Annotated in this window: 20 protein-coding genes; 17 read left to right on the plus strand and 3 right to left on the minus strand. The window is 52.8% G+C overall.

The window, feature by feature from the left end:
* Positions 1–102 precede the first annotated feature (102 nt).
* Positions 103–780 carry a DsbA family protein gene (locus NF683_RS15975; protein WP_089038150.1) on the plus strand — a complete coding sequence of 226 codons (678 nt, stop codon included), beginning with the start codon at positions 103–105 and terminating at the stop codon, positions 778–780.
* Positions 780–1,763, plus strand: a complete 984-nt coding sequence (locus tag NF683_RS15980; RefSeq protein WP_089038151.1) for a M23 family metallopeptidase — start codon at positions 780–782, stop codon at positions 1,761–1,763. The genes NF683_RS15975 and NF683_RS15980 overlap by 1 nt, the downstream gene beginning before the upstream one ends.
* Before the next feature lie 311 nt (positions 1,764–2,074).
* Here NF683_RS15980 and NF683_RS15985 read toward each other — a convergent pair whose 3' ends face one another.
* Positions 2,075–2,533 (minus strand): MerR family transcriptional regulator, encoded by a 459-nt coding sequence (locus tag NF683_RS15985; protein ID WP_089038152.1) that lies wholly within the window; start codon positions 2,531–2,533, stop codon positions 2,075–2,077.
* 361 nt (positions 2,534–2,894) lie between these two features.
* A complete protein-coding gene (locus NF683_RS15990; RefSeq protein WP_089038154.1) occupies positions 2,895–3,497 on the minus strand; it encodes a glutathione S-transferase family protein in 603 nt (200 codons plus the stop codon).
* A gap of 150 nt (positions 3,498–3,647) precedes the next feature.
* Between NF683_RS15990 and NF683_RS15995 the strand changes: the two genes are divergently transcribed.
* The 4 genes from NF683_RS15995 to bla all read left to right on the plus strand — a co-directional run bounded on the left by NF683_RS15995 (position 3,648) and on the right by bla (position 6,795).
* Entirely contained in the window at positions 3,648–4,544 is an 897-nt protein-coding gene (locus tag NF683_RS15995; protein ID WP_253920432.1) for a LysR substrate-binding domain-containing protein, read from the plus strand.
* 89 nt (positions 4,545–4,633) lie between these two features.
* The gene (locus NF683_RS16000) at positions 4,634–5,173 is read left to right on the plus strand and encodes a GrpB family protein (RefSeq protein ID WP_253920433.1); all 540 of its coding nucleotides are present in this window, start codon (positions 4,634–4,636) and stop codon (positions 5,171–5,173) included.
* A 97-nt stretch (positions 5,174–5,270) separates the two neighbouring features.
* Positions 5,271–5,837, plus strand: coding sequence for a GNAT family N-acetyltransferase (locus NF683_RS16005; protein ID WP_253920434.1), 567 nt, complete (start codon positions 5,271–5,273; stop codon positions 5,835–5,837).
* Between the two features lie 64 nt (positions 5,838–5,901).
* A complete protein-coding gene (bla, locus tag NF683_RS16010) occupies positions 5,902–6,795 on the plus strand; it encodes a class A beta-lactamase (RefSeq protein ID WP_089038158.1) in 894 nt (297 codons plus the stop codon).
* Positions 6,796–6,885: 90 nt separating this feature from the next.
* Here the strand turns inward: bla and NF683_RS16015 are convergent, their stop codons facing one another.
* A complete protein-coding gene (locus NF683_RS16015) occupies positions 6,886–7,785 on the minus strand; it encodes a LysR family transcriptional regulator (protein WP_089038159.1) in 900 nt (299 codons plus the stop codon).
* Between the two features lie 197 nt (positions 7,786–7,982).
* Here NF683_RS16015 and leuC point away from each other — a divergent pair, with 197 nt between their 5' ends.
* The 11 genes from leuC (at position 7,983) to folC (ending at position 20,378) form a co-directional block, all read left to right on the plus strand.
* Entirely contained in the window at positions 7,983–9,434 is a 1,452-nt protein-coding gene (gene leuC, locus NF683_RS16020; RefSeq protein ID WP_089038160.1) for a 3-isopropylmalate dehydratase large subunit, read from the plus strand.
* 3 nt (positions 9,435–9,437) lie between these two features.
* Positions 9,438–10,085, plus strand: coding sequence for a 3-isopropylmalate dehydratase small subunit (gene leuD / locus NF683_RS16025; protein WP_089038161.1), 648 nt, complete (start codon positions 9,438–9,440; stop codon positions 10,083–10,085).
* Positions 10,086–10,127: 42 nt separating this feature from the next.
* On the plus strand, positions 10,128–11,207 hold the full coding sequence (gene leuB, locus NF683_RS16030; RefSeq protein WP_038483705.1) for a 3-isopropylmalate dehydrogenase: 1,080 nt from the start codon (positions 10,128–10,130) through the stop codon (positions 11,205–11,207).
* 128 nt (positions 11,208–11,335) lie between these two features.
* On the plus strand, positions 11,336–12,448 hold the full coding sequence (gene asd / locus NF683_RS16035) for an aspartate-semialdehyde dehydrogenase (RefSeq protein WP_089038162.1): 1,113 nt from the start codon (positions 11,336–11,338) through the stop codon (positions 12,446–12,448).
* A gap of 168 nt (positions 12,449–12,616) precedes the next feature.
* The gene (locus NF683_RS16040) at positions 12,617–14,008 is read left to right on the plus strand and encodes a type IV pilus assembly protein FimV (RefSeq protein ID WP_253920435.1); all 1,392 of its coding nucleotides are present in this window, start codon (positions 12,617–12,619) and stop codon (positions 14,006–14,008) included.
* Between the two features lie 204 nt (positions 14,009–14,212).
* A complete protein-coding gene (gene truA / locus NF683_RS16045) occupies positions 14,213–15,172 on the plus strand; it encodes a tRNA pseudouridine(38-40) synthase TruA (RefSeq protein WP_253920436.1) in 960 nt (319 codons plus the stop codon).
* Positions 15,169–15,804: a phosphoribosylanthranilate isomerase gene (locus NF683_RS16050; RefSeq protein WP_089038165.1), complete on the plus strand. Its 636-nt coding sequence runs from the start codon at positions 15,169–15,171 to the stop codon at positions 15,802–15,804. The genes truA and NF683_RS16050 overlap by 4 nt, the downstream gene beginning before the upstream one ends.
* A gap of 86 nt (positions 15,805–15,890) precedes the next feature.
* Entirely contained in the window at positions 15,891–17,129 is a 1,239-nt protein-coding gene (gene trpB / locus NF683_RS16055) for a tryptophan synthase subunit beta (protein WP_038483713.1), read from the plus strand.
* An 8-nt stretch (positions 17,130–17,137) separates the two neighbouring features.
* On the plus strand, positions 17,138–17,941 hold the full coding sequence (gene trpA, locus NF683_RS16060; RefSeq protein ID WP_089038166.1) for a tryptophan synthase subunit alpha: 804 nt from the start codon (positions 17,138–17,140) through the stop codon (positions 17,939–17,941).
* A gap of 90 nt (positions 17,942–18,031) precedes the next feature.
* Complete coding sequence (gene accD, locus NF683_RS16065) at positions 18,032–19,051, plus strand: acetyl-CoA carboxylase, carboxyltransferase subunit beta (RefSeq protein WP_089038167.1); 1,020 nt, start codon at positions 18,032–18,034, stop codon at positions 19,049–19,051.
* Entirely contained in the window at positions 19,044–20,378 is a 1,335-nt protein-coding gene (gene folC / locus NF683_RS16070; RefSeq protein ID WP_089038168.1) for a bifunctional tetrahydrofolate synthase/dihydrofolate synthase, read from the plus strand. Before accD ends, folC begins: the two co-directional genes overlap by 8 nt.
* Positions 20,379–20,391 lie beyond the last annotated feature (13 nt).

Here is a 20,391-nt window from a genome sequence, read left to right on the forward strand (position 1 = left end):
GCTGGCTCTGGGCTCAAGTTGGTAGCGGGCGGCCTACTCCCAGCGTAATTGGCTTATTTTTCAACTTGGCTTTCCACCCCATTGCTAAAAAAGAGAGAAAAAATGTTCAAGAAAGCGTCTTTTATCTTGGCCAGCACGTTAATGCTGGCCACTGCCATCGTCGCTGTATCGAAACCTGCGCTCTTAGACATACAAGCTCAGGCAGCAAATGAGAGCGGCGCCCAGGCCGACAACTCCTTGGTGCGTTCACATTCCCCCATCTTGGGGCGAGAAGATGCGCCGGTGACGATTGTGGAGTTCTTCGATCCAGCTTGTGAAGCCTGCCGTGCTTTCTATCCCCTGACAAAAAGCATTCTGGAGACCTACCCAGAAAAAGTGCGACTTATCGTGCGCTACACCCCTTTCCATGGCGACGTATCGGACAAGGCCATTCGGGTATTAGAAGCCGCCCGTCGGCAGGGCGTCTTTGAGCCGGTACTGGAGAGGCTGCTAGCTCACCAGGACCAATGGGCTTCGCATGGCAGCTTTGATGAATCTGCTATCCTCGATATCGCTAGCCAAGCGGGCCTTGATCGAGCGGCTGCGGAAAAACAATTGACCTCTGCTGAGGTGCAGGCGGTAATTGATCAAGACATGGCGGATGTCAGAGCTAATCAGATTCGCCAAACACCAACCTTTTTTGTCAATGACCAACCTTTAGACCCCTTTGGTATGCAAGAGCTGATTGATGCCGTTGAGAGTGAAGTAGCTGAAAATTCTGAGAAAGAGGGTGGTCAGTGATGCAGCGCTGGTATTTACTAAGCTTGGTGGGGTTTTACCCCTTGCTAGTGGAAGCTAATTGGCAAGCGCATCTTTCATTGCCACCGTCTAAACATAGTCTTGTCAGTTTACAAAAGGCTAGCGAGCAAGAAGGCCTTTTACCGCTTGATAGCGTTGATACCCTGACCTTTGGTCGTGATGTGATCATTGATACCACCCTCTACGAGGCTTTAGCAGCAGAAGATGTCCCTACGCGATTCGCCAGTAAATTAGAAATACTGCTCAGCGAGTTTATCGCAGCGCCGCTGGAGCTTTCAGGCAACGAACGTATTCAATTAGTGTGGGAGGAAGATCGACGCCAGGACGGCGCCCGTGTTGGGCCACCACGCCTCAATTATGCTGCTCTTCCTGACCAGACAGAGCCCTTAGAGGTTATCTGGCCAGAAACCCCAAAGGGTGATGTTGCTCTTTTCAAAAGCAATACCCTACTAGGCACGTTGCGGTTACCCGTGCTTAGTGCTCGCTTAACCTCTCGCTTTGGCAATCGACGACATCCTGTGTATGGAGGAGTCCGCCCTCACAATGGAATTGATTTGGCTGCACCAGCGGGGACGCCAGTTATCGCCATCGCACCTGGGCGCGTATCCTTTATGGGTCGCCAGGGGGGATATGGGCAGGTGGTTGAGGTGGAGCACGACACAGGGGTCGTTAGTCGCTATACACACCTTAGCCGATTCTCCTCCCAGTTAGTGGTTGGGGATTTAATCAACGCGGGAGAGCTGCTTGGAGAGGTAGGTGCCTCTGGGGTCACCACTGGCCCCAACCTGCATTATGAAGTGAGGATCAATAACCAACCTGTTGATCCCCTTGGCCAAGGTCAACGCATCATGCTAGGCGAACAACTGACTCAAAGTGAATATCAAACATCACTTTACGAGGCAAGAAATCGCTTGGAACAAGCTATCGGTACGGCGTCTATGTATGACTCGATCTCGTATAACTAGTTATAACCATCTGTGCTTAGCAACGTTGTATGGACTGTAAGTAATGTGAACGTGTGCTTGCTTCGTTTTGGAACCCGAGCCGTGTAATCACTCATCTATTGCAACACAGGTAAGTAGGTGTGGAAGAGGTTTCTCTTGCCACCATGCGGTGTTTGGTAAGCCTTGTGGCAGGCTTGATGACGGCTGTTGGTGTGCTCCACGTCTTGTTTACCTAAGCACCAAATCTTGGTGTTAGCGATTTAGCCTTGGGACCGCCGCTGGTGTCATGCTAGCGGCTTATTTCTTCTTGGGCGTGGGGCGTAGCGTTAGTTCTAACTCAAGTCGTTAGCACCTCCATGCGAGTTTTCAGTGATACAGAGCTGATGATCACTGATGACCTCAATGATTCGGCAGCTTTCCACTTTGCCACCGGCACACTGCGTGACCATTCGTTGAAGCTCCTCACGCAGTGCGGACAGTCGCTGAAGGCGGGATTCCACTTTCTTTAGGTGATGTGTGGCGATGGCATCGACTTCTTGGCAAGGCATCTCAGGTTGATCTGACATGGCCAAAAGCTCTCGCACTGATTCCACCGAAAAGCCAAAGTCTCGGGCATGACGAATGAAGGTCAAACGCCGCACCGCGTCGTCTCCATAGCGGCGCTGCCCCCCGTTGGTTCGTGTCGCATCGCGCAGTAGCCCAATACGCTCGTAATAACGAACTGTTTCAGGTTTGCAATCGGTTCGTCGTGCTAGCTCACCAATGCTGATACTTTGGCCGATCATCGACATGGTAAAACTCCTTATGCAGGGCTGAAGCTATAGTTGCTATAAGGTTTGCACTTCAAAACCATCGCTCATTGGGAGGAGCGGCACCACGATCATGGTGGCCACTCGCAACAGGCCATTGAGGGCACTCCTAGCGAACTAGGCTATCAAGAGATTTCCCATGATGGCCAAGCACGCGCAGCTGGTTTTTTGTCCCCTTGGCGGCAAACCGCTAAAAAGCGCTTGGTCATTATCACAGGAAATCTACTGAAGGTATCGCCGACAACCCGATTTTTAACAGCGTGGCTGTGTCAGCCAATAGAAAGCGATATGAAGTTGAGCTGGGGCAATTTTAAGCAAAGCAATTGTCAGCATGGAAACGTACCTACTCCGCTATGATCGCAGTGTGGTTCGGGTGAGACGCTACCCGATCCAGCCATCGGCAAACGTTGGGATAATTCGCCAATGTGAACCCGCCATCTTCCGCTACATGGGTATAAGCGAAGAGAGCGATATCCGCGATGGTGTAGCGGCCTGCGACGAACCAATCCTGCCTTGCTAAGTGATCGTCCATAAGCGCTAACGCTTCGCGCCCTAGTGCTTGTTTACCTGCGAGCTGTGCTTGGCGTTCATCGTTCAGGCCAAGGTGAGTTAGCCAGAAGCGCGGTGTGGCGATGTTGGGTTCGTGGCTGTACTGTTCAAAGTTCATCCAGCGCAGGGCCTGGGCCTGGTCCCAGCGATCTTCCGGCCAATAATCACTCTCTTGGGCTAGATAGTAGAGAATGGCGTTCGACTCGCTGAGAAAGCGGCCGTCGTCGAGTTCCAGTACTGGAATCTTGCCGGAGGGGTTCTTCTGCAAGAATGCTGGAGTTCGCGTTTCTCCATGCACGATATCGTAATGGCGATAGTCATAAGTTCTATCCAGCAAATTCAGTAATAGGCGCACTTTGTAGCCGTTGCCGGAGGGTAGGTAGTCGTGCAAGATCATCGTCGTCTCCTGTGATTTGAACGCGAAGGTGGCCGGTCTGGAATTCACACCCAAGCCGCGGAGGACAGTGTTTCGCTTTCCGCGAAGTTCGACAAACGAATAGTACTAATATCAGCCATCAGTGGGGCTGATGGATAGAGGCCTCGTTACATGGATATGGATCTCCTGCGCACCTATATTGCCGTGGTTGATACCGGCAGCCTTACCCGTGCCGCGCGTCAGGTGCACCGAACTCAGGCCGCGCTCAGCATGCAAATGAAGCGGCTGGAAGAGCAGGTCGGCTGCAGCTTGTTCTTTAAAGAAGGCCGCAATCTAGAGCTCACCAACGAGGGCAAACGTCTTGTCAGCTACGCTCGCCGATTGCTGGCAATGCATGATGAGGCGCTAGTTCAACTGAGATCGAGCGCCGCTTTACCGACGTTGCGTATTGGCAGCCCAGATGACTACGCCCAGAGCCTGCTACCTTTGTTGGTAGATACCCTTCATGACCAACATCCTAGTGTTCAACTGCAGCTAATCTGCGCGCCTACCATCACGTTGCGAAACCAGCTGGATGAGGGAGCGCTGGACTTGGCTATCCTGACGCGAGCGGCCAATAGTGATGAGGGCCATGTGCTGATGCTTGATAAGGGAATCTGGATACAGCACCCGGAATTTGACTGGCAGCAGCACGAAACGTTGCCTTTAGCTCTGTATGAAGCCGACTGCAAATTTCACAGCTCGGCTTTGGATGGCCTAAACAAAACACGCCGCTCTTACCGCATTAAGGCGCTCAGTGCCAATACCGGAGCTTTGATGGGGTTGGTTCGGCAGGGCAAGGCCATCACGGCGGCGGCGACGGCTTCCTTGCCGAGTGATTTGGTCGAAGTCGATGCTGCCCATGAAATGCCGGCACTGCCTAGTATTGATATTGTGCTGGTCAGCTCTTCCTCTGGGCATCCTTTGGTGTCGGTGCGTTGGGCGGGTGATTTGGCAAAAGCGTTGTCACTTAGGCTTCACGACGCACAGAAAATAACCGAGGTCTGTCGCTATGAACGTTCAGTTTAGGCGTGGTAATAACATCGCCGCAGTGACCGGACGGTTGTGCATGACCATGGTGATTTTTGATCAGGTTGATAGAGCAAGGGATAGTGACGATGGATGAAGCAGAGTCCCTTAACAGGGCGATTAATGAGGAAGTGGTAATCTTCCCATATGATGCTAACTGGCAACGAATGTTTGAGGAGGAGCGAGAGCGTCTCTTTGATTTGTTTCCAGATGATTTTTTGGCGATCGAACACGTTGGGAGTACAGCCGTACCGGGGCTTTCTGCCAAACCAGTTATCGATATCTTGGCTGGCGTGGACTCGATGTCACGTGCTGACAAATTAATGGAACCGTTGTGCCGCGCAGGCTATGGAACATCAATGGCGTTTAACGCTTCGCTAGTTGGTCGGCGTTGGCTTATGCGGTGGGCCGAGGGGCGTAGGACGCATCACCTACACCTCATGGTCTACGGTAGCCGTGAATGGGATCAGCGCTTGGCATTTCGAAACATACTGCGTACCAATGCTGAGCTAGCCCAACGGTATGAGAAGAATAAGCGGTTATGGGCGGCAGAATTTAAGTCAGATAGAGAAGCCTATACGGCTGCCAAAGCGAGTTTTATCCTGGAGGCACTGAAAAGTGCAATATAGGAAGTGCAATATAGATAGCTTAGGTGTGATAACCGCTTTACGTTGCGGCTTGTAAAGCTGCACGTGTTGGCGGCGTCATGCAAAAAAGGAGGCATGAATGCCAGAAGGGTTGTTTTTCCCAGTGATCGAAACCGAACGGCTAACACTGCAGCCATTAGCAGCCGCTGATTCAGAAAGCCTGCTAGACATATTTTCTTCCCCTGAAGTGATGAAATATTGGAATACGGCACCTTGGTCAGATATTCAGGACGCTTTGGATTTTGTTGATGTCAGCAACGCTTCGATGCTGCGTGAAGAGTCACTAGTGCTTGGGATATATCTAAAGTCAACAAGTGATCTGGTGGGTAAGTGCATGCTGTTTAGTTATGACAAAGAGTCTAAGCGTGCTGAGGTCGGCTTTGGCTTAGGCCAACGCTATTGGGGCAAAGGCTATATTAATGAGGCGGGTGAAGCCTTGATACAGTATGGCTTTAATGCACTGGGGCTTCGTCGTATTGAAGCTGAAATTGACCCAGATAACCACGCTTCAGCGAAAGCGCTTGAGAAGCTTGGCTTTACTCTAGAAGGGGTGCTTCGGCAGCGATGGGAAGTGAATGGTGTTGTCTCTGATTCCGCGTTGTATGGAAGGTTGGTAAGTGACCAGCCGCCAACTTCTCTCGATTAATAAACCTTCCAGGCCCTGTATGCGGCGGGCACCTTCTACCCTCATTATAGATTTTAAAAGGATGATGAAAGTGGATTGCAAACAACGAGTTTCGCGCTGGGTTATATCGATTTGCTTAATAGCGGTTCCTTCTGTGTTGATGGCTCAGGATGATAATTTGCTTACAGAGGTTGAGCGTATAGAGGAGCAGTTGGATGCACGCGTTGGTTTTGCAGCCTATGACCTGGAAACTGGGCAGCGCTGGGAATACAACGCAGACCAGCTGTTCGCGATGTCCAGCACTTTTAAAACCTTAGCGTGTGCATCGCTGCTGCAGCGTGTGGATGAAGGAAGTGAGCAACTCGAAAGACAAGTGAAAGTATCTGCTTCTGACATTGTCACCTATTCACCCGTTACCGAAGCGTATGCGGATAACCGGGCAATATCGCTGTTTGAACTCTGCGAAGCGACGATGACAACCAGCGATAACACCGCGGCTAACCTGATCTTACAGGCGATTGGTGGACCGCAGGCCGTGACGGCGTTTGTGAGAGACTTGGGGGATAGTGTCACGCGTTTGGACCGTTGGGAGACAGAGCTAAACGAGGCTGCTCCACATGATGAGCGTGATACCACCACGCCCAATGCAATGGTAAGTAACCTTGAGAAGCTGGTAGTGGGAAACGCGTTATCGCCCCAGTCGAAAAACCAGCTGCGTGAATGGTTGGTTAATAATGAAGTGGCTGATGGCTTGTTTAGGTCACAAATGCCTGATGAGTGGGTAATTGGAGATCGAACGGGAGCCGGTGGTTTTGGTTCAAGATCGATAACCGCTGTTATATGGCCGCCTGAGCGCGAGCCTACCATTGTGGCGTTTTATATCACCGAAACTGACGCATCCTTTGAAGAACGAAATAGCGCGATAGCTGAATTGGGCAGTGTGATCCGAGAGGTTGTGGAGACGGATAGCGCTTTGTAATTGTTCAGGCATCGCTTCGCGGGTGATTGATAGGCCCGCGTATCGCTTTCCCGCAACATTGGTGCGTGCCCACAACATTGGTGCGTGCGGCTAGTTGAGAGTGGCGTGGCGGGTGCTTTCCAGTTCTTCAATCATTTTTTTAGCGGCATTGGAAAGCGTACGGCTGGTGTGGACGAGATAGCCCAACGGGCGCTGGATGGGAGCGGTGTCTACATTGAGCTCGATGAGTTCGCTATCGATCATGTTTTCAGGTAGTAGGCTCCAGCCCAGGCCCACGCTACACATCATTTTCAGCGTTTCTAAATAGTTTGTCGCCATGCTGACGGGAAGCTGTAGGCCCACTTCGGCAAAACGTTGGCCAATCAAGGTGCGGGTAAAGGTTTTGGCACCTGGCAGCACGCAATTGAATTCACATAATTCAGTCAAGCTGAGCGGGCTGCTGGTGTGGCGGGTACGCTGCGCCAGTGGGTGGTCGGTGGCGCAGACAAAACACAGCCGGTCGCGCCATAGCTCTACCACGTGAAGCTGTTCAACGGGGTGGGGGGCGAGAGTGACTATTGCCATCTCCAGCGTGCCGTCGACCACGCCTTGGTAGGCTAGCTCTGAGTCCAGAAAGTGCAGGTCTAACGCCACTTCCGGGTGGCGGTGAGTGTATTGCTTTAAAAGCGGGGGCAGTCGGTGTAGGCCGATGTGGTGACTGGTGGCTAGCATTAGCTTACCGCCTACTTGGCCGGAAAGATTGGCGAGTGCTCGGCGGCTGTCTTCCACGGTAAACAGTATGTGCTGTGCTTTGGGAAGTAATACATTGCCCGCTTCGGTCAGCGCAATGCGCCGCCCGATGCGGTCAAATAACCGGGTGCCAAGTTGGTCTTCCAGAGTAGCGATACGTTTGCTTACCGCAGGCTGGGTTAAATACAGTTGTTCTGCCGCGCGGGAAAAGCTCTGGGTTTCGGCAACGGCCAGAAATGCTTGCAGGCTTTGAGTATCCACTTGCGACTCCCTGAACAGGTATTTCTAACTAGGTAGTTAATAGGTGCTACTGAATAAGTATTCCAGTTTGGAATCTAATCTATGAATAACATGAATTGCTTTTATGCGCGACTCGCGTGACACTGCCTGTATAGCCACATAAGCAGCACGTAGAGGCTGCCATACCGAACTAGCAGGGCAATGCCCAGGAGAGCAACATGTCAGGTCAAACGCTTTACGACAAACTCTGGAATCAACATTTGGTGAAACAGCGTGACGACGGCACGGCGTTGATCTATATCGACCGCCAGTTGCTTCACGAAGTCACCTCGCCCCAGGCGTTTGAAGGACTGCGCCTGGCTAATCGCAAGCCTTGGCGTTTAGATGCTAACTTGGCAACGCCTGACCACAACGTGCCTACGACGGTAAAAGAGCGCGCTGAAGGCAATAGCGGTATTAAAGACCCCGTGTCGTTAATCCAAGTACAAACCTTGGACGATAACTGCCTTGAGTACGGCATTGAAGAGTTCAAAATCAACGACCCGCGCCAGGGTATCGTGCACGTGGTAGGCCCAGAGCAGGGCGCAACGTTGCCTGGTATGACCGTGGTGTGCGGCGACTCCCACACCGCTACCCACGGTGCATTTGGTGCCTTGGCCCATGGTATTGGCACCTCAGAAGTTGAGCACGTCATGGCGACCCAGTGCTTGCTGGCGCAAAAAATGAAGAACATGCAAGTGCGCGTGGAAGGCGAACTTGGCCTGGGCGTGACCGCTAAAGACGTGGTGTTGGCGATTATTGGCAAGATTGGCACCGCTGGTGGTACGGGCTATGCCATTGAGTTTGCCGGTAGTGCGATTGAGTCGCTCTCTATGGAAGGCCGCATGACCGTATGCAATATGGCCATTGAAGCGGGTGCCCGTGTGGGCCTGATTGCCGTCGATGACACGACGATTGATTACCTGGCCGAGCGTCCCTTTGCGCCCACCACCCAGCAGTGGGAAGCCGCCGTAGCCGATTGGCGTAACCTGGTTTCCGATGCCGATGCGCAGTTCGATAAAGTAGTTACTCTGCGAGCTGAAGAGATCGAGCCTCAGGTCAGTTGGGGGACTAGCCCGGAAATGGTCACCGGTATTTCCGGCCAAGTGCCAGATCCCCAAGCCGCGCTGGATGACACCGTGCAGCGCAGCCATGCGCGTGCCCTCGAATATATGGGCTTGCAGGCAAACCAGAAAATTACCGATATCAAGCTCGATAAAGTATTTATCGGCTCCTGTACTAACTCGCGTATCGAAGATTTACGCGAAGCGGCCAAGGTAGCGAAAGGCAATAAAGTCGCTGGCTCGATTAAGCTTGCCATGGTGGTGCCGGGCTCTGGTTTGGTGAAACGCCAGGCGGAAGCAGAAGGCTTGGATAAAATCTTTATTGAAGCAGGCTTTGAATGGCGTGAGCCGGGTTGCTCAATGTGCTTGGCAATGAATGCCGACAAGTTGGGCGCTGGTGAACACTGTGCATCAACGTCTAACCGCAATTTTGAAGGTCGCCAGGGTTACGGCGGTCGCACACATCTGGTGAGCCCTGCGATGGCCGCGGCGGCAGCGATTGCTGGTCACTTTGTTGATGTACGTACCTTACCCGCTAACGACACTAGCCACGCGCAGGAGGCCTAAGCCATGAAAAAGTTTGAACGTTTAGAAGGAATCGTCGCGCCGCTTGACCGTGCTAATGTCGATACCGACCTGATTATTCCGAAGCAGTTTTTGAAGTCGATTAAGCGCACTGGCTTTGGCGTGAACTTGTTTGATGAACTGCGCTACCTGGATGAAGGCCAGCCAGGACAAGACTGTTCGCAGCGCCCGCTGAACCCAGATTTTGTCTTGAACCAACCGCGGTACCAAGGTGCTGAAGTATTGCTGGCGCGCCGCAACTTTGGCTGTGGTAGCTCCCGCGAGCACGCCCCGTGGGCGCTCGAAGATTTTGGTTTTAAAGCGGTGATTGCGCCAAGCTTTGCCGATATTTTCTACAACAATGCTTTCAAAAACGGCATTCTGCTGATTACCTTGGAAGAAGACGTTGTTGACCGCCTGTTTGCGGAAGTGGCAGGCAGCGAAGGCTATCAATTAGACGTAGATTTAGAAAATCAGCGGGTCATTACGCCCAGTGGCGAAATTCTCGAATTTGAGGTGGATGCGTTCCGTAAGCACTGCCTGCTGAACGGCTTGGACGATATTGGTATTACTCTGCAGGACGAAGACGCAATTCGCGCGTTTGAAGAAAAACACCGCCAGCAGCGTCCTTGGTTGTTCCGTCAGCCTGCGTAAGTGTTCATTCACCTTTAACGTTTGAAATGCTAAGGAAATTGCATGACTCATAAGGTATTACTGCTGCCGGGTGATGGTATTGGCCCTGAAATTGCGGCTCAGGCGGCTCGTTTGCTGAAGGCCTGCCAGGAAGCTGGTTTGGATATCGACGTCGAAGAAGGACTTGTCGGTGGCTCTGCTTACGATGTTCACGGTGAGCCACTGCCTGCTGAAACCCTTGAAAAAGCCAAGGCAGCCAGTGCTATTTTGCTGGGCGCTGTCGGTGGCCCCAAATGGGACACACTCGAAGACCTTTCCAAGCGTCCTGAAAAAGGCCTGTTAGGTCTGCGGAAAAACTTAGGTTTGTTCGGCAACCTGCGTCCGGCCATGCTTTATCCGCAGTTGGCTAGCGCCTCTAGCTTGAAGCCGGAGTTAGTGGCTGGGCTGGATATTATGATTGTCCGCGAGCTTACCGGTGGCATTTATTTCGGCCAGCCACGTGGCATTGAAGAGCGCAACGGCGAGCGGGTGGGTTTTAACACCTACATCTACTCTGAAAGCGAAATTGAGCGCATTGGTCGCGTCGCCTTTGAAATGGCTCAGAAGCGCGGCAAAAAACTCTGCTCGGTCGATAAAGCCAACGTATTGGAAGTCACTATTCTGTGGCGTGAAGTGATGGAGCGTTTAGCACCAGAGTACCCGGATGTTGAACTTTCCCATATGTATGTGGATAACGCCGCCATGCAGTTGGTGCGCGCGCCGAAACAGTTTGATGTGGTAGTGACGGGCAACATGTTTGGCGATATTCTTTCCGATGCCGCTGCCATGCTTACCGGCTCTATTGGCATGTTGCCTTCAGCGTCGCTAAACGAGAGTGGGCAGGGCATGTACGAGCCTTGCCACGGTAGCGCGCCGGATATCGCTGGGCAGAATATTGCTAACCCGTTAGCGATGATGCTGTCGGTCGCGATGATGTTACGCTATTCATTGAATGAAACCGCCATGGCTGAGCGCATTGAAGCCGCTGTTGGCAGTGTATTGGATGATGGCTTGCGTACTGCTGACATTGCCTCTGAAGGAACGCGCCGTGTCTCTACCGATGAGATGGGTGATGCCGTATTGGCGGCCTTCGCAAAAAATTAAATTATGTATAAAGCGTGCTAACTAATTGACGCTGAAAGGTATTAACAGTCGGCCACCCTAGGGGTGGCCGACGTTGTGTCTAATATTTGTGTATAATATCGCTCTCATTCTTAGTTGGAGGACTTCACATGTTGAAAGTCGGTTTCGTGGGATGGCGTGGCATGGTTGGCTCAGTGCTGATGCAGCGCATGCAGGAAGATGGTGATTTTAACGGTATTGAACCGGTATTTTTCACCACCTCCCAAGTTGGTCAGCCTGGCCCCGATATCGGCGTGGACGTGCCTCCACTGAAAGATGCGTTTGATATTGATGCGTTAAAAGCACTGGACGTGGTGGTTACCTGTCAAGGTGGCGACTATACCAAGCCGGTTTATAAAGATTTACGTGAGGCGGGCTGGAAAGGCTACTGGATTGATGCGGCCAGCACCCTGCGTATGGAAGACGAAGCGACCATTATTCTGGATCCGGTCAATCGTAAGGTGATCGATAACCAGTTAGCGAAGGGTGCTAAAACCTTTGTCGGCGGCAACTGCACCGTGAGCCTGATGCTGATGGGCTTGGGTGGCTTGTTCGAAGCAGACATGGTCGAGTGGATGACCTCCATGACATACCAAGCAGCTTCCGGTTCAGGCGCCAAGCACATGCGCGAGCTATTGAACCAGATGGGTCAACTGCGCGACAGCGTAGGCGAAGAGCTGAAAGATACCTCTAGCGCGATTCTGGATATCGACCGTAAAGTGACGGCTGCAATGCGTAGTGGTGACTTCCCCACGGATAATTTCGGTGCGCCGTTAGCGGGTAGCTTGCTGCCATGGATCGATACCAAGCTTGATAACGGCCAAAGCCGTGAAGAGTGGAAGGGCAGCGTTGAGACTAACAAGATCTTAGGTTTGCAAAACAACCCGATCCCCATCGATGGCCTTTGCGTGCGCATCGGTGCAATGCGTTCTCACAGCCAAGCGTTCACTATTAAGCTGAAGCAAGATGTGCCGCTTGACGAGATTGAAGATCGTATTGCTAAGCATAATGAGTGGGTTCAGCTGATCCCGAACGACAAAGACGCTACAGTTGCTGGCCTAACGCCCGCTGCTGCGACTGGCACGCTGCAAGTACCGGTCGGTCGTCTTCGCAAGCTGAATATGGGCGGCGAATACTTGTCAGCCTTCAGTGTTGGTGACCAGTTGTTATGGGGTGCTGCCGAGCCGCTCAAGCGTATGCTGAAGATCTTACGCGAGCAGTAGAGCACGCCACGCTTAAATAAAGGCGTTGATAAAAACGGGAAGCTGTACGCAGCTTCCCGTTTTTTTATTCTCTGGGTGTGGTAAAAAGGATGCAGAGTGTAATTTTGCTAAGTAAATGTAAGAAAGTGTGGCTTAGCCGCAATCAAATAAAAGGCAGCAGAGGCCTTTATGAGAAAACAGTTAACAGGGATGTTGGGGCTATCGCTGAGCGCTATTAGCCCGCTGGCAATGGCGCTTGGGTTGGGCCAGGCAACGGTAAGTTCGCCGTTAGATGCGCCGCTTGAAGCCACTGTGCCGCTTCAGGAAAGCGAGCATTTCGCGCTGAGTGATTTACGTGTCGACCTGGCAAACGAATCGGCGTTTAGAGCGCTGGGGTTGGAGTGGACACCCCTTACCGCAAGTATCAGTGTTCAGGTTCAGGAGCAGCCTGCCGGGCATCGACTTTTGCTGCGCTCTTCCCAGGCAGTTCATGAGCCATGGTTGGATCTACTGTTAACGATTTCTTCGCCAGAAGGGCGGCAGACGCGCGCTTTAACGCTGTTGTTTGATCCACCCGAATACGCGTTAGGTAGCCCTATTGACGCCATTGGCTCGGCCGAAGCGACCAGCAGCGCAGCCGCTTCTATGGCATCGGCCGCACGCGATATTGTCTACGTAGCCAGTGGCGATACTCTTTGGAGCGTTGCCGCAAGGGTGAAGCCAGCCGATGTAACCATTCAGCAAATGATGACGGCGCTCTTAGCCGCTAATCCTGCTGCGTTTCCCACTGGCAATGTAGATGAGCTCCGTGCAGGCCAGACGCTCAATATCCCTACCCGTCAACAGGTTGCGTCACGAACGTCCAGCAATGCTGCCCCGGCAATTCAAGCGATGCGCCAGCCTGTAGGCCGTCAGGTCGAGCCCCAAGAAAAACCTGAAACCCTTAGTGATTCGAGCATGGAGCAGGCGGGCGAGCCAACCATGGAAAGTGTCGACCAGGGCACTAATCCATCCCCGCAAACATCCGATACTGTCGCCATCGAGCAAATGCTCGCTGAACAGCTGTTGGAGGGTCAGGATAGGCTGCTAGCGGCGCTTGACGAGCGCGAAGAAATGCATGATGAGCTAGCGGTGCTGCGTCAAGAGGTGGCGTCGCTAGCACAAGCATTGAGTGCTTCTCAGCGCGAGCTTCAGCAAGCTCAAGCAGTATCTGATGTGCTGGCGGGGAGTGCCGCGCTGATGGCAAACAGCCATACAGCTAACGAGATGCTTAACCTGAACCGTTCGCAGAGTGCGTCAGACACGCTTGTTGAGCGCATTACTGCCTATCAATGGCCGCTTGCTAGTACTGCGTTAGCGCTTTTGTTGGGAGCGCTAGTCTGGTCGCGTAGGCGTCGTGAACGGCAGTGGGAAGATGTTGCACCCACTTCCTCAGTTTATAACGCTGATACGATGCCAACCGCTACGTCTTCACCTACTACGTCTTCACCTGCTACGTCTTCACCTGCTACGTCTTCACCTACTACGTTTTCAACTACCACGCCTTCTTCTACTACTGAGCCACCAGCGCGGGATTCATAAACGGCCGATACAGTACCAGCTAACAGTGAGCCAGTACCGATAGTTGAGGCCGAACGGCAGGAGACGTCTTCACTTCCAGGCGTGGGGCGCAACCAATATGGAGGAAAGAGCGTCGAGGAACGCTGGGAAGTCGAAGAGGTGGCATTTGAGCCTCGACGTCGGGATAATGGTACACCCTAACTATCTTCTATGTGACGTGGCTTCATGACGCTGTTTTACCATTTTGACGAAACAAAGCCCCTAACGGGGCGCCTAGCGATGGGCATTGAATATGATGGTACGCGCTTTTGCGGCTTTCAGCGTTTGAAACACGCAGCTTCTGTTCAACAAGCGGTGGAAGATGCGCTAGAGAAAGTGGCCAGCGCGCCAGTGCGTATTCATGCCAGTGGTCGAACCGATTCTGGCGTGCATGCCACTCGTCAGATCATCCATTTTGACCCGCCTGTTCAGCGTTCTGAGAAAGCCTGGATTTTTGGCAGTAATACCAATCTTCCTAGAGACGTCGCTGTGCGCTGGGTAAAACCTGTGTCCGATGACTTCCATTCCCGCTTGGGCGCACTTGGGCGTCGTTATCGTTATATTTTGTTGAATCAACTTAGTCGTCCGGTGTTAGAGCGCCACAACGTAACTTGGTGTCGAGATCCGTTAGATGCCGATGCCATGCATCGGGCTGCGCAGGCTCTGGTAGGCGAGCATGACTTCAGCAGCTTTCGAGCGGCGGGCTGCCAGTCCAAAACGCCTTGGCGGCAAATGCACTTTGTAGAAGTGAAACGCTATGGGCCAATAGTGGTCATTGATATTCAGGGCAATGCTTTTTTGCACCACATGATTCGCAATATTGCGGGGGCACTGGTTAGCGTAGGGCGCGGTTCACAAGATGAAGGGCACATTGCGCGCCTGCTGGCACTGAAGAATCGCCGAAAAGGCGATGTCACAGCGCCAGCCTGTGGCCTTCATTTTGTAGACTCACTTTATGATGAACGATTTGATCTGCCCAAAGAGCCGTTAGGCCCCAACCTGCTCGCATTTACCGGTGAGTGGACCGGGGAGCGTCAGTTACCTGATAATCCGCGCATTGCGGCACGGCGCAAGTTGACGTTTAAGAGTCAGACGCTTTTAAACCAAGAGTCAGCGCCTTCAGAGCAGCAGGAGGCCTCATTATGAACGCGCGTTCTGGTCGTACGCGGATTAAATTCTGTGGCTTAACTCGCCATGAGGACGTCGCGCTGGCAGCATCGCTGGGTGTGGACGCGCTTGGCTTCGTGATGTGGCCTAAGAGCGCCCGCAGCATAACGCCTGCTGTGCTGGAAGAGTTGGCAGTGGAAGTGCCTGCCTTTGTGACGCGAGTGGGATTGTTTGTTAATCAGCCCGCAGAATTCATTGAGCAGTGCTTACCTTACTTGGATTTAATTCAGTTTCATGGTGATGAGCCAGCCTCGTTCTGTCAGCAGTTTGGACGGCCTTGGATTAAAGCACTGCGCATGCGTGATGATATCGACCTGCATCAGGCGGCGGCTGACTACTCGCTTGCACAGGCGCTACTATTAGATGCCTATCGACCTGGTATCCCAGGGGGAACGGGAGAGACGTTTGATTGGTCTAGAATCCCCGCAACCTTAGAAAAACCTGTTATCCTGGCTGGTGGGTTAACGGCTGATAATGTGGCTTCTGCGGTTAACCAAGTAATGCCTTATGCTATTGATGTCTCTGGCGGTATAGAAATATCTCATGGCATAAAAGATGCCGAGTTAATGGCATCTTTTGTTCAAAATGTGGCGTTAGCCAGCGCCCATTAAGCTCATTGCGTAGCGTACCCAACAGGGTGACTACGCCTCATTGTTAGTTCATTTATTGTTTGCCTGTTCTGGCGATCTTGTGAGGTATGCCTGTGACTGTCTCAGCGACTGAAACCAAGTTCAGCGACCTGACCCGAATGCCGGATGCCCGTGGTCATTTTGGCCCCTACGGCGGCCGGTTTGTGTCGGAAACCCTGAGCTTTGCCCTGGAAGAGTTAGAGCAGACCTATTTGAGTCTGCGTGATGATCCCGATTTCCAGGCTGAGTTTGACCGTGACCTTGCCCATTATGTGGGGCGTCCATCGCCGCTTTACCATGCAGAGCGTTGGTCACAGTCGCTAGGTGGCGCGCAAATTTGGTTGAAGCGTGAAGACTTAAATCACACCGGTGCTCATAAGGTTAATAACACCATTGGCCAAGCGCTATTAGCCAAAAAAACCGGCAAGCCCAGGGTTATTGCTGAAACCGGAGCAGGCCAGCACGGTGTTGCTACGGCGACTGTGGCAGCTCGCTTAGGCCTGGAGTGTGACGTTTATATGGGGGCGGCAGACGTTCAGCGCCAGAAGCTGAACGTTTATCGTATGCGCCTATTGGGCGCACGTGTGATCCCGGTCGAATCAGGCACTCGTACGCTTAAAGACGCAATGAATGAAGCCTTGCGTGACTGGGTCACCAACGTTGATAACACGTTCTACATTATTGGCACTGTAGCGGGTCCGCACCCTTATCCGCAGTTGGTGCGTGATTTCAACTCGGTAGTGGGGCGTGAAGCGCGCCAACAGTCATTAGCGCAAATTGGGCGTTTGCCAGATGCGCTGATTGCCTGTGTGGGCGGTGGTTCCAACGCTTTGGGCCTATTCTATCCCTTCGTCGAAGATGATGCGGTGGCGATGTACGGTGTCGAAGCCGGTGGCGATGGTATCGAAACAGGCCGACATGCTGCGCCGCTTTCGACCAATGCGCCGCGTGGTGTTTTGCATGGCAACCGAACTTACTTAATGTCTGACGAAGCGGGACAAGTGTCAGACACGCACTCGATTTCTGCTGGCCTCGACTACCCAGGGGTTGGGCCTGAACACGCGCTATGGAAAGATGTTGGGCGAGTTAACTACGTAGCCGCAAACGATAAAGAAGTGCTGGAAGCGTTTCGTGAACTGACGCACATGGAAGGGATTATGCCAGCATTGGAATCCGCCCATGCGCTTGCTCATGCGAAGGTGCTGGCACCGACCATGCGCCCTGACCAGCATATCGTGGTCAACCTTTCTGGTCGTGGTGATAAAGATATCATGACCGTTGCGAACATCGATGGCATTGAGTTTTAAGGGCTAGCATGAACCGTATTGACCAGCGTTTTTCCGAATTAAAAGAGCAGGGTCGTAAGGCCCTGATTCCTTATATTACCGCCGGCGACCCTGCGCCTCAGTACACTGTGGGCTTTATGCATGCCCTGGTAGAGGCGGGGGCTGATATTATTGAGCTTGGCGTGCCGTTTTCAGACCCAATGGCCGATGGCCCGGTGATTCAAAAGGCCTGTGAGCGAGCGCTTAAGCAGGGCACTCGCTTGGTTGATCTGCTGGATATGGTCGCTGAGTTCCGCCAAGTGGATGCTAAAACGCCTATCGTGTTGATGGGGTATCTCAATCCGATAGAGCGGATTGGCTATGAAACGTTTGCTGATAAAGCGGCAAGCGTTGGCGTCGATGGCGTGCTCGTGGTAGATATGCCGCCTGAAGAGGCTGATGAGCTTGGCCCGCTGTTAAAAGCTCGCGATTTAGCAGCGATTTTCTTGGTTGCGCCTACCACTTCCAATGCTCGTGCCGCTACAATATGCGCCCACGGTGAGGGCTATCTCTATTATGTTTCGCTTAAGGGCGTTACCGGTGCTGCTACACTCAATGCTGACGATGTGGCAGAGCATCTCGCGCCCTTGCGCGAAATGACCGATTTGCCATTATGTGTTGGCTTCGGTATCCGCGATGGTGTGACCGCCGCTGAAGTGGCGAAAGTCGCTGATGGTGTGATTGTTGGCAGTGCGCTAGTGAACCGTATTGCAGAGAGCGTTGACGCACCTGAAACCATTGCTGGTCAGCTTAAAAGCGTGTTGGGCGACATGCGCACCGCGATGGATGCCTAAGCGCATTCCCTCATCGTCTACACTGAATTGATTGACGACACTCATCAAGCTTGGCGTTGCTAAGCATGACGTATACGGAAACTTTTTGATATGAGCTGGTTAGACAAGATTGTGCCCTCCATGGGGCGTATCCAGCGTAAAGACCGTCGCGCCAGCGTGCCCGATGGCCTCTGGCGTAAATGTCCCAAGTGCGAAGCGGTTCTCTATCTCCCTGAGCTTGAGAAGCACCACAGCGTCTGCCCCAAGTGCGACCACCATTTACGGTTGACCGCGCGTAAACGTTTGGACTGGTTTTTGGATAAAGAGAATCGCCAAGAGATTGCGGCTGAGATTGAGCCTAATGATCGCTTGAAATTTCGCGACTCTAAAAAATACAAAGATCGCTTAACGGCTGCCCAAAAAGAGACCGGTGAAAAAGATGCGCTGGTTGCTATGCGTGGCGAGCTAGACGGGCTTCCGGTTGTAGCTGTTGCGTTTGAATTTACCTTCATGGGTGGCTCAATGGGGGCGGTTGTGGGCGAGAAGTTTGTCCGCGCGGCAACCATTGCCCTTGAAGAGCGGCTTCCGCTGATCTGCTTTGCCGCTTCTGGTGGGGCACGGATGCAAGAAGCACTGTTTTCACTCATGCAGATGGCCAAAACCTCGGCAGCGCTTGAAAAGCTTAAGCAGTCGGGTGTGCCTTACATTTCTGTGCTGACAGATCCAGTGTTTGGCGGGGTATCCGCGTCGCTAGCGATGCTGGGCGATCTAAATATCGCCGAGCCCAATGCCTTGATTGGCTTTGCTGGCCCGCGCGTTATTGAGCAAACCGTCCGTGAAACGCTGCCGGAAGGTTTTCAGCGCAGTGAATTTCTGCTGGAACACGGCACCGTAGATATGATTGTGCATCGTCATGATATGCGTGCTCGTGTTGGTGGTGTGCTGCGTAAGCTGACGCATAATATCGCGCTGCCTAGCGAAGGTGATGTCAGTGACGACGCATCGATTGACGAGCCGTTGGTTGATGAAGCGCCAATAGCCGATGCTGTAGATGCAACAGACGTTGATACGCCTGAAACGCATAGCGAAGCCAGCACCGTTAAGAGCGACGATTCGACCCGCAATGTCTAAGTCTATAGCCCCTGAATCTTTAGCTTCTGACGCTTTAACTCCTGGGTCTTTAGCCGAATGGCTGCACTACCTTGAAACCCTGCACCCTGTAGGGATTGATATGGGGCTTGAGCGCGTAGCAGAAGTTGCCAAGCGCATGGGGTTGCTAAGTCGACCGATTGCAACACAGGTGATTACGGTGGCGGGTACGAATGGCAAGGGGTCAACCCTTGCCATGATGGATGCTGTCGCACGCACGCACGGTTTGCGGGTAGGTACTTATACTTCGCCCCATATAGTGCGCTATAACGAGCGCGTGACGATCAATGGTGACTATGCTGACGACCAGCGGCTAATGACTGGTTTCTCTCGCGTAGAGGAAGCTAGGCTACAAACGCCTGAAATTAGCTTAACCTATTTTGAGGCGGGAACGCTGTGCGCCCTCTGGTGCCTAGCACAGGAAAACCTCGACTTAGCGCTGCTCGAAGTTGGTCTGGGTGGGCGATTGGATGCCGTCAATATCATTGATGCAGACGTTGCTATTGTCACCACCATTGCTCAGGATCATGCCAATTTTTTGGGGTCTGATATTGCCCAAATTGGCCGGGAAAAAGCCGGCATCTTTCGTGCTGCAAAACCCGCCGTATTGGGCAGTCGACTGCTTCCCAGCAGTGTAGCAGAGGCTGCTGATGCGATTGCCGCTCCTGTTTACTGTCTTGGTGAGGCGTTTAGCCACTCAATTGCTGATGACTCTGCCGCTGATAGCCTGTCTGAATGGAGCTGGAGTGGACTGAGCTGCCAGGGAGAGGTTATTTCTCTGACAGACCTTCCTGATCCCGGTTTGCCGATTGATAATGCAGCAACGGCTCTCCAAGCATTGATACTTAGCGGATTAGCGGTGAATGCAGACGCATGCCGTCGTGCGCTTCATGAGGTGCAAGTGCCAGGACGTATGCAGTGGATAGGGCAGTGGTGCTTGGATGTCGGGCATAATCCTCATGCAGCCGATTATGTCGCTAGGCGACTCCCATCGGTGCCTGAAGGTGGCCGGCAGTGGGCGTTGATCGGCATGCTCAATGATAAAGACGCTGATGGTGTTATTAGCGCTTTGCTACCCCGCATTACTGACTGGGTATGCGTGACGTTGGAGGGTGAGCGTGGTCGGTCAGCTGCCGAATTGGCGGCGCGTATCACATCTCTGGGTGGGCGTGTACATCGTTGCGCCAGTTCCCCAGAGGCTGGAGTGCAGATAATGGCTGAGCAGTTGGCACCCTCCGACCGGGTGTTAGTTACCGGCTCGTTTTTTACAGTTGCGGCCTTGTTGGAAATAACACTGCCGCAAGCTTAATCGGCCTAACCGT

This window comes from Halomonas sp. MS1, from assembly GCF_024182575.1.
Taxonomy (GTDB): domain Bacteria; phylum Pseudomonadota; class Gammaproteobacteria; order Pseudomonadales; family Halomonadaceae; genus Vreelandella.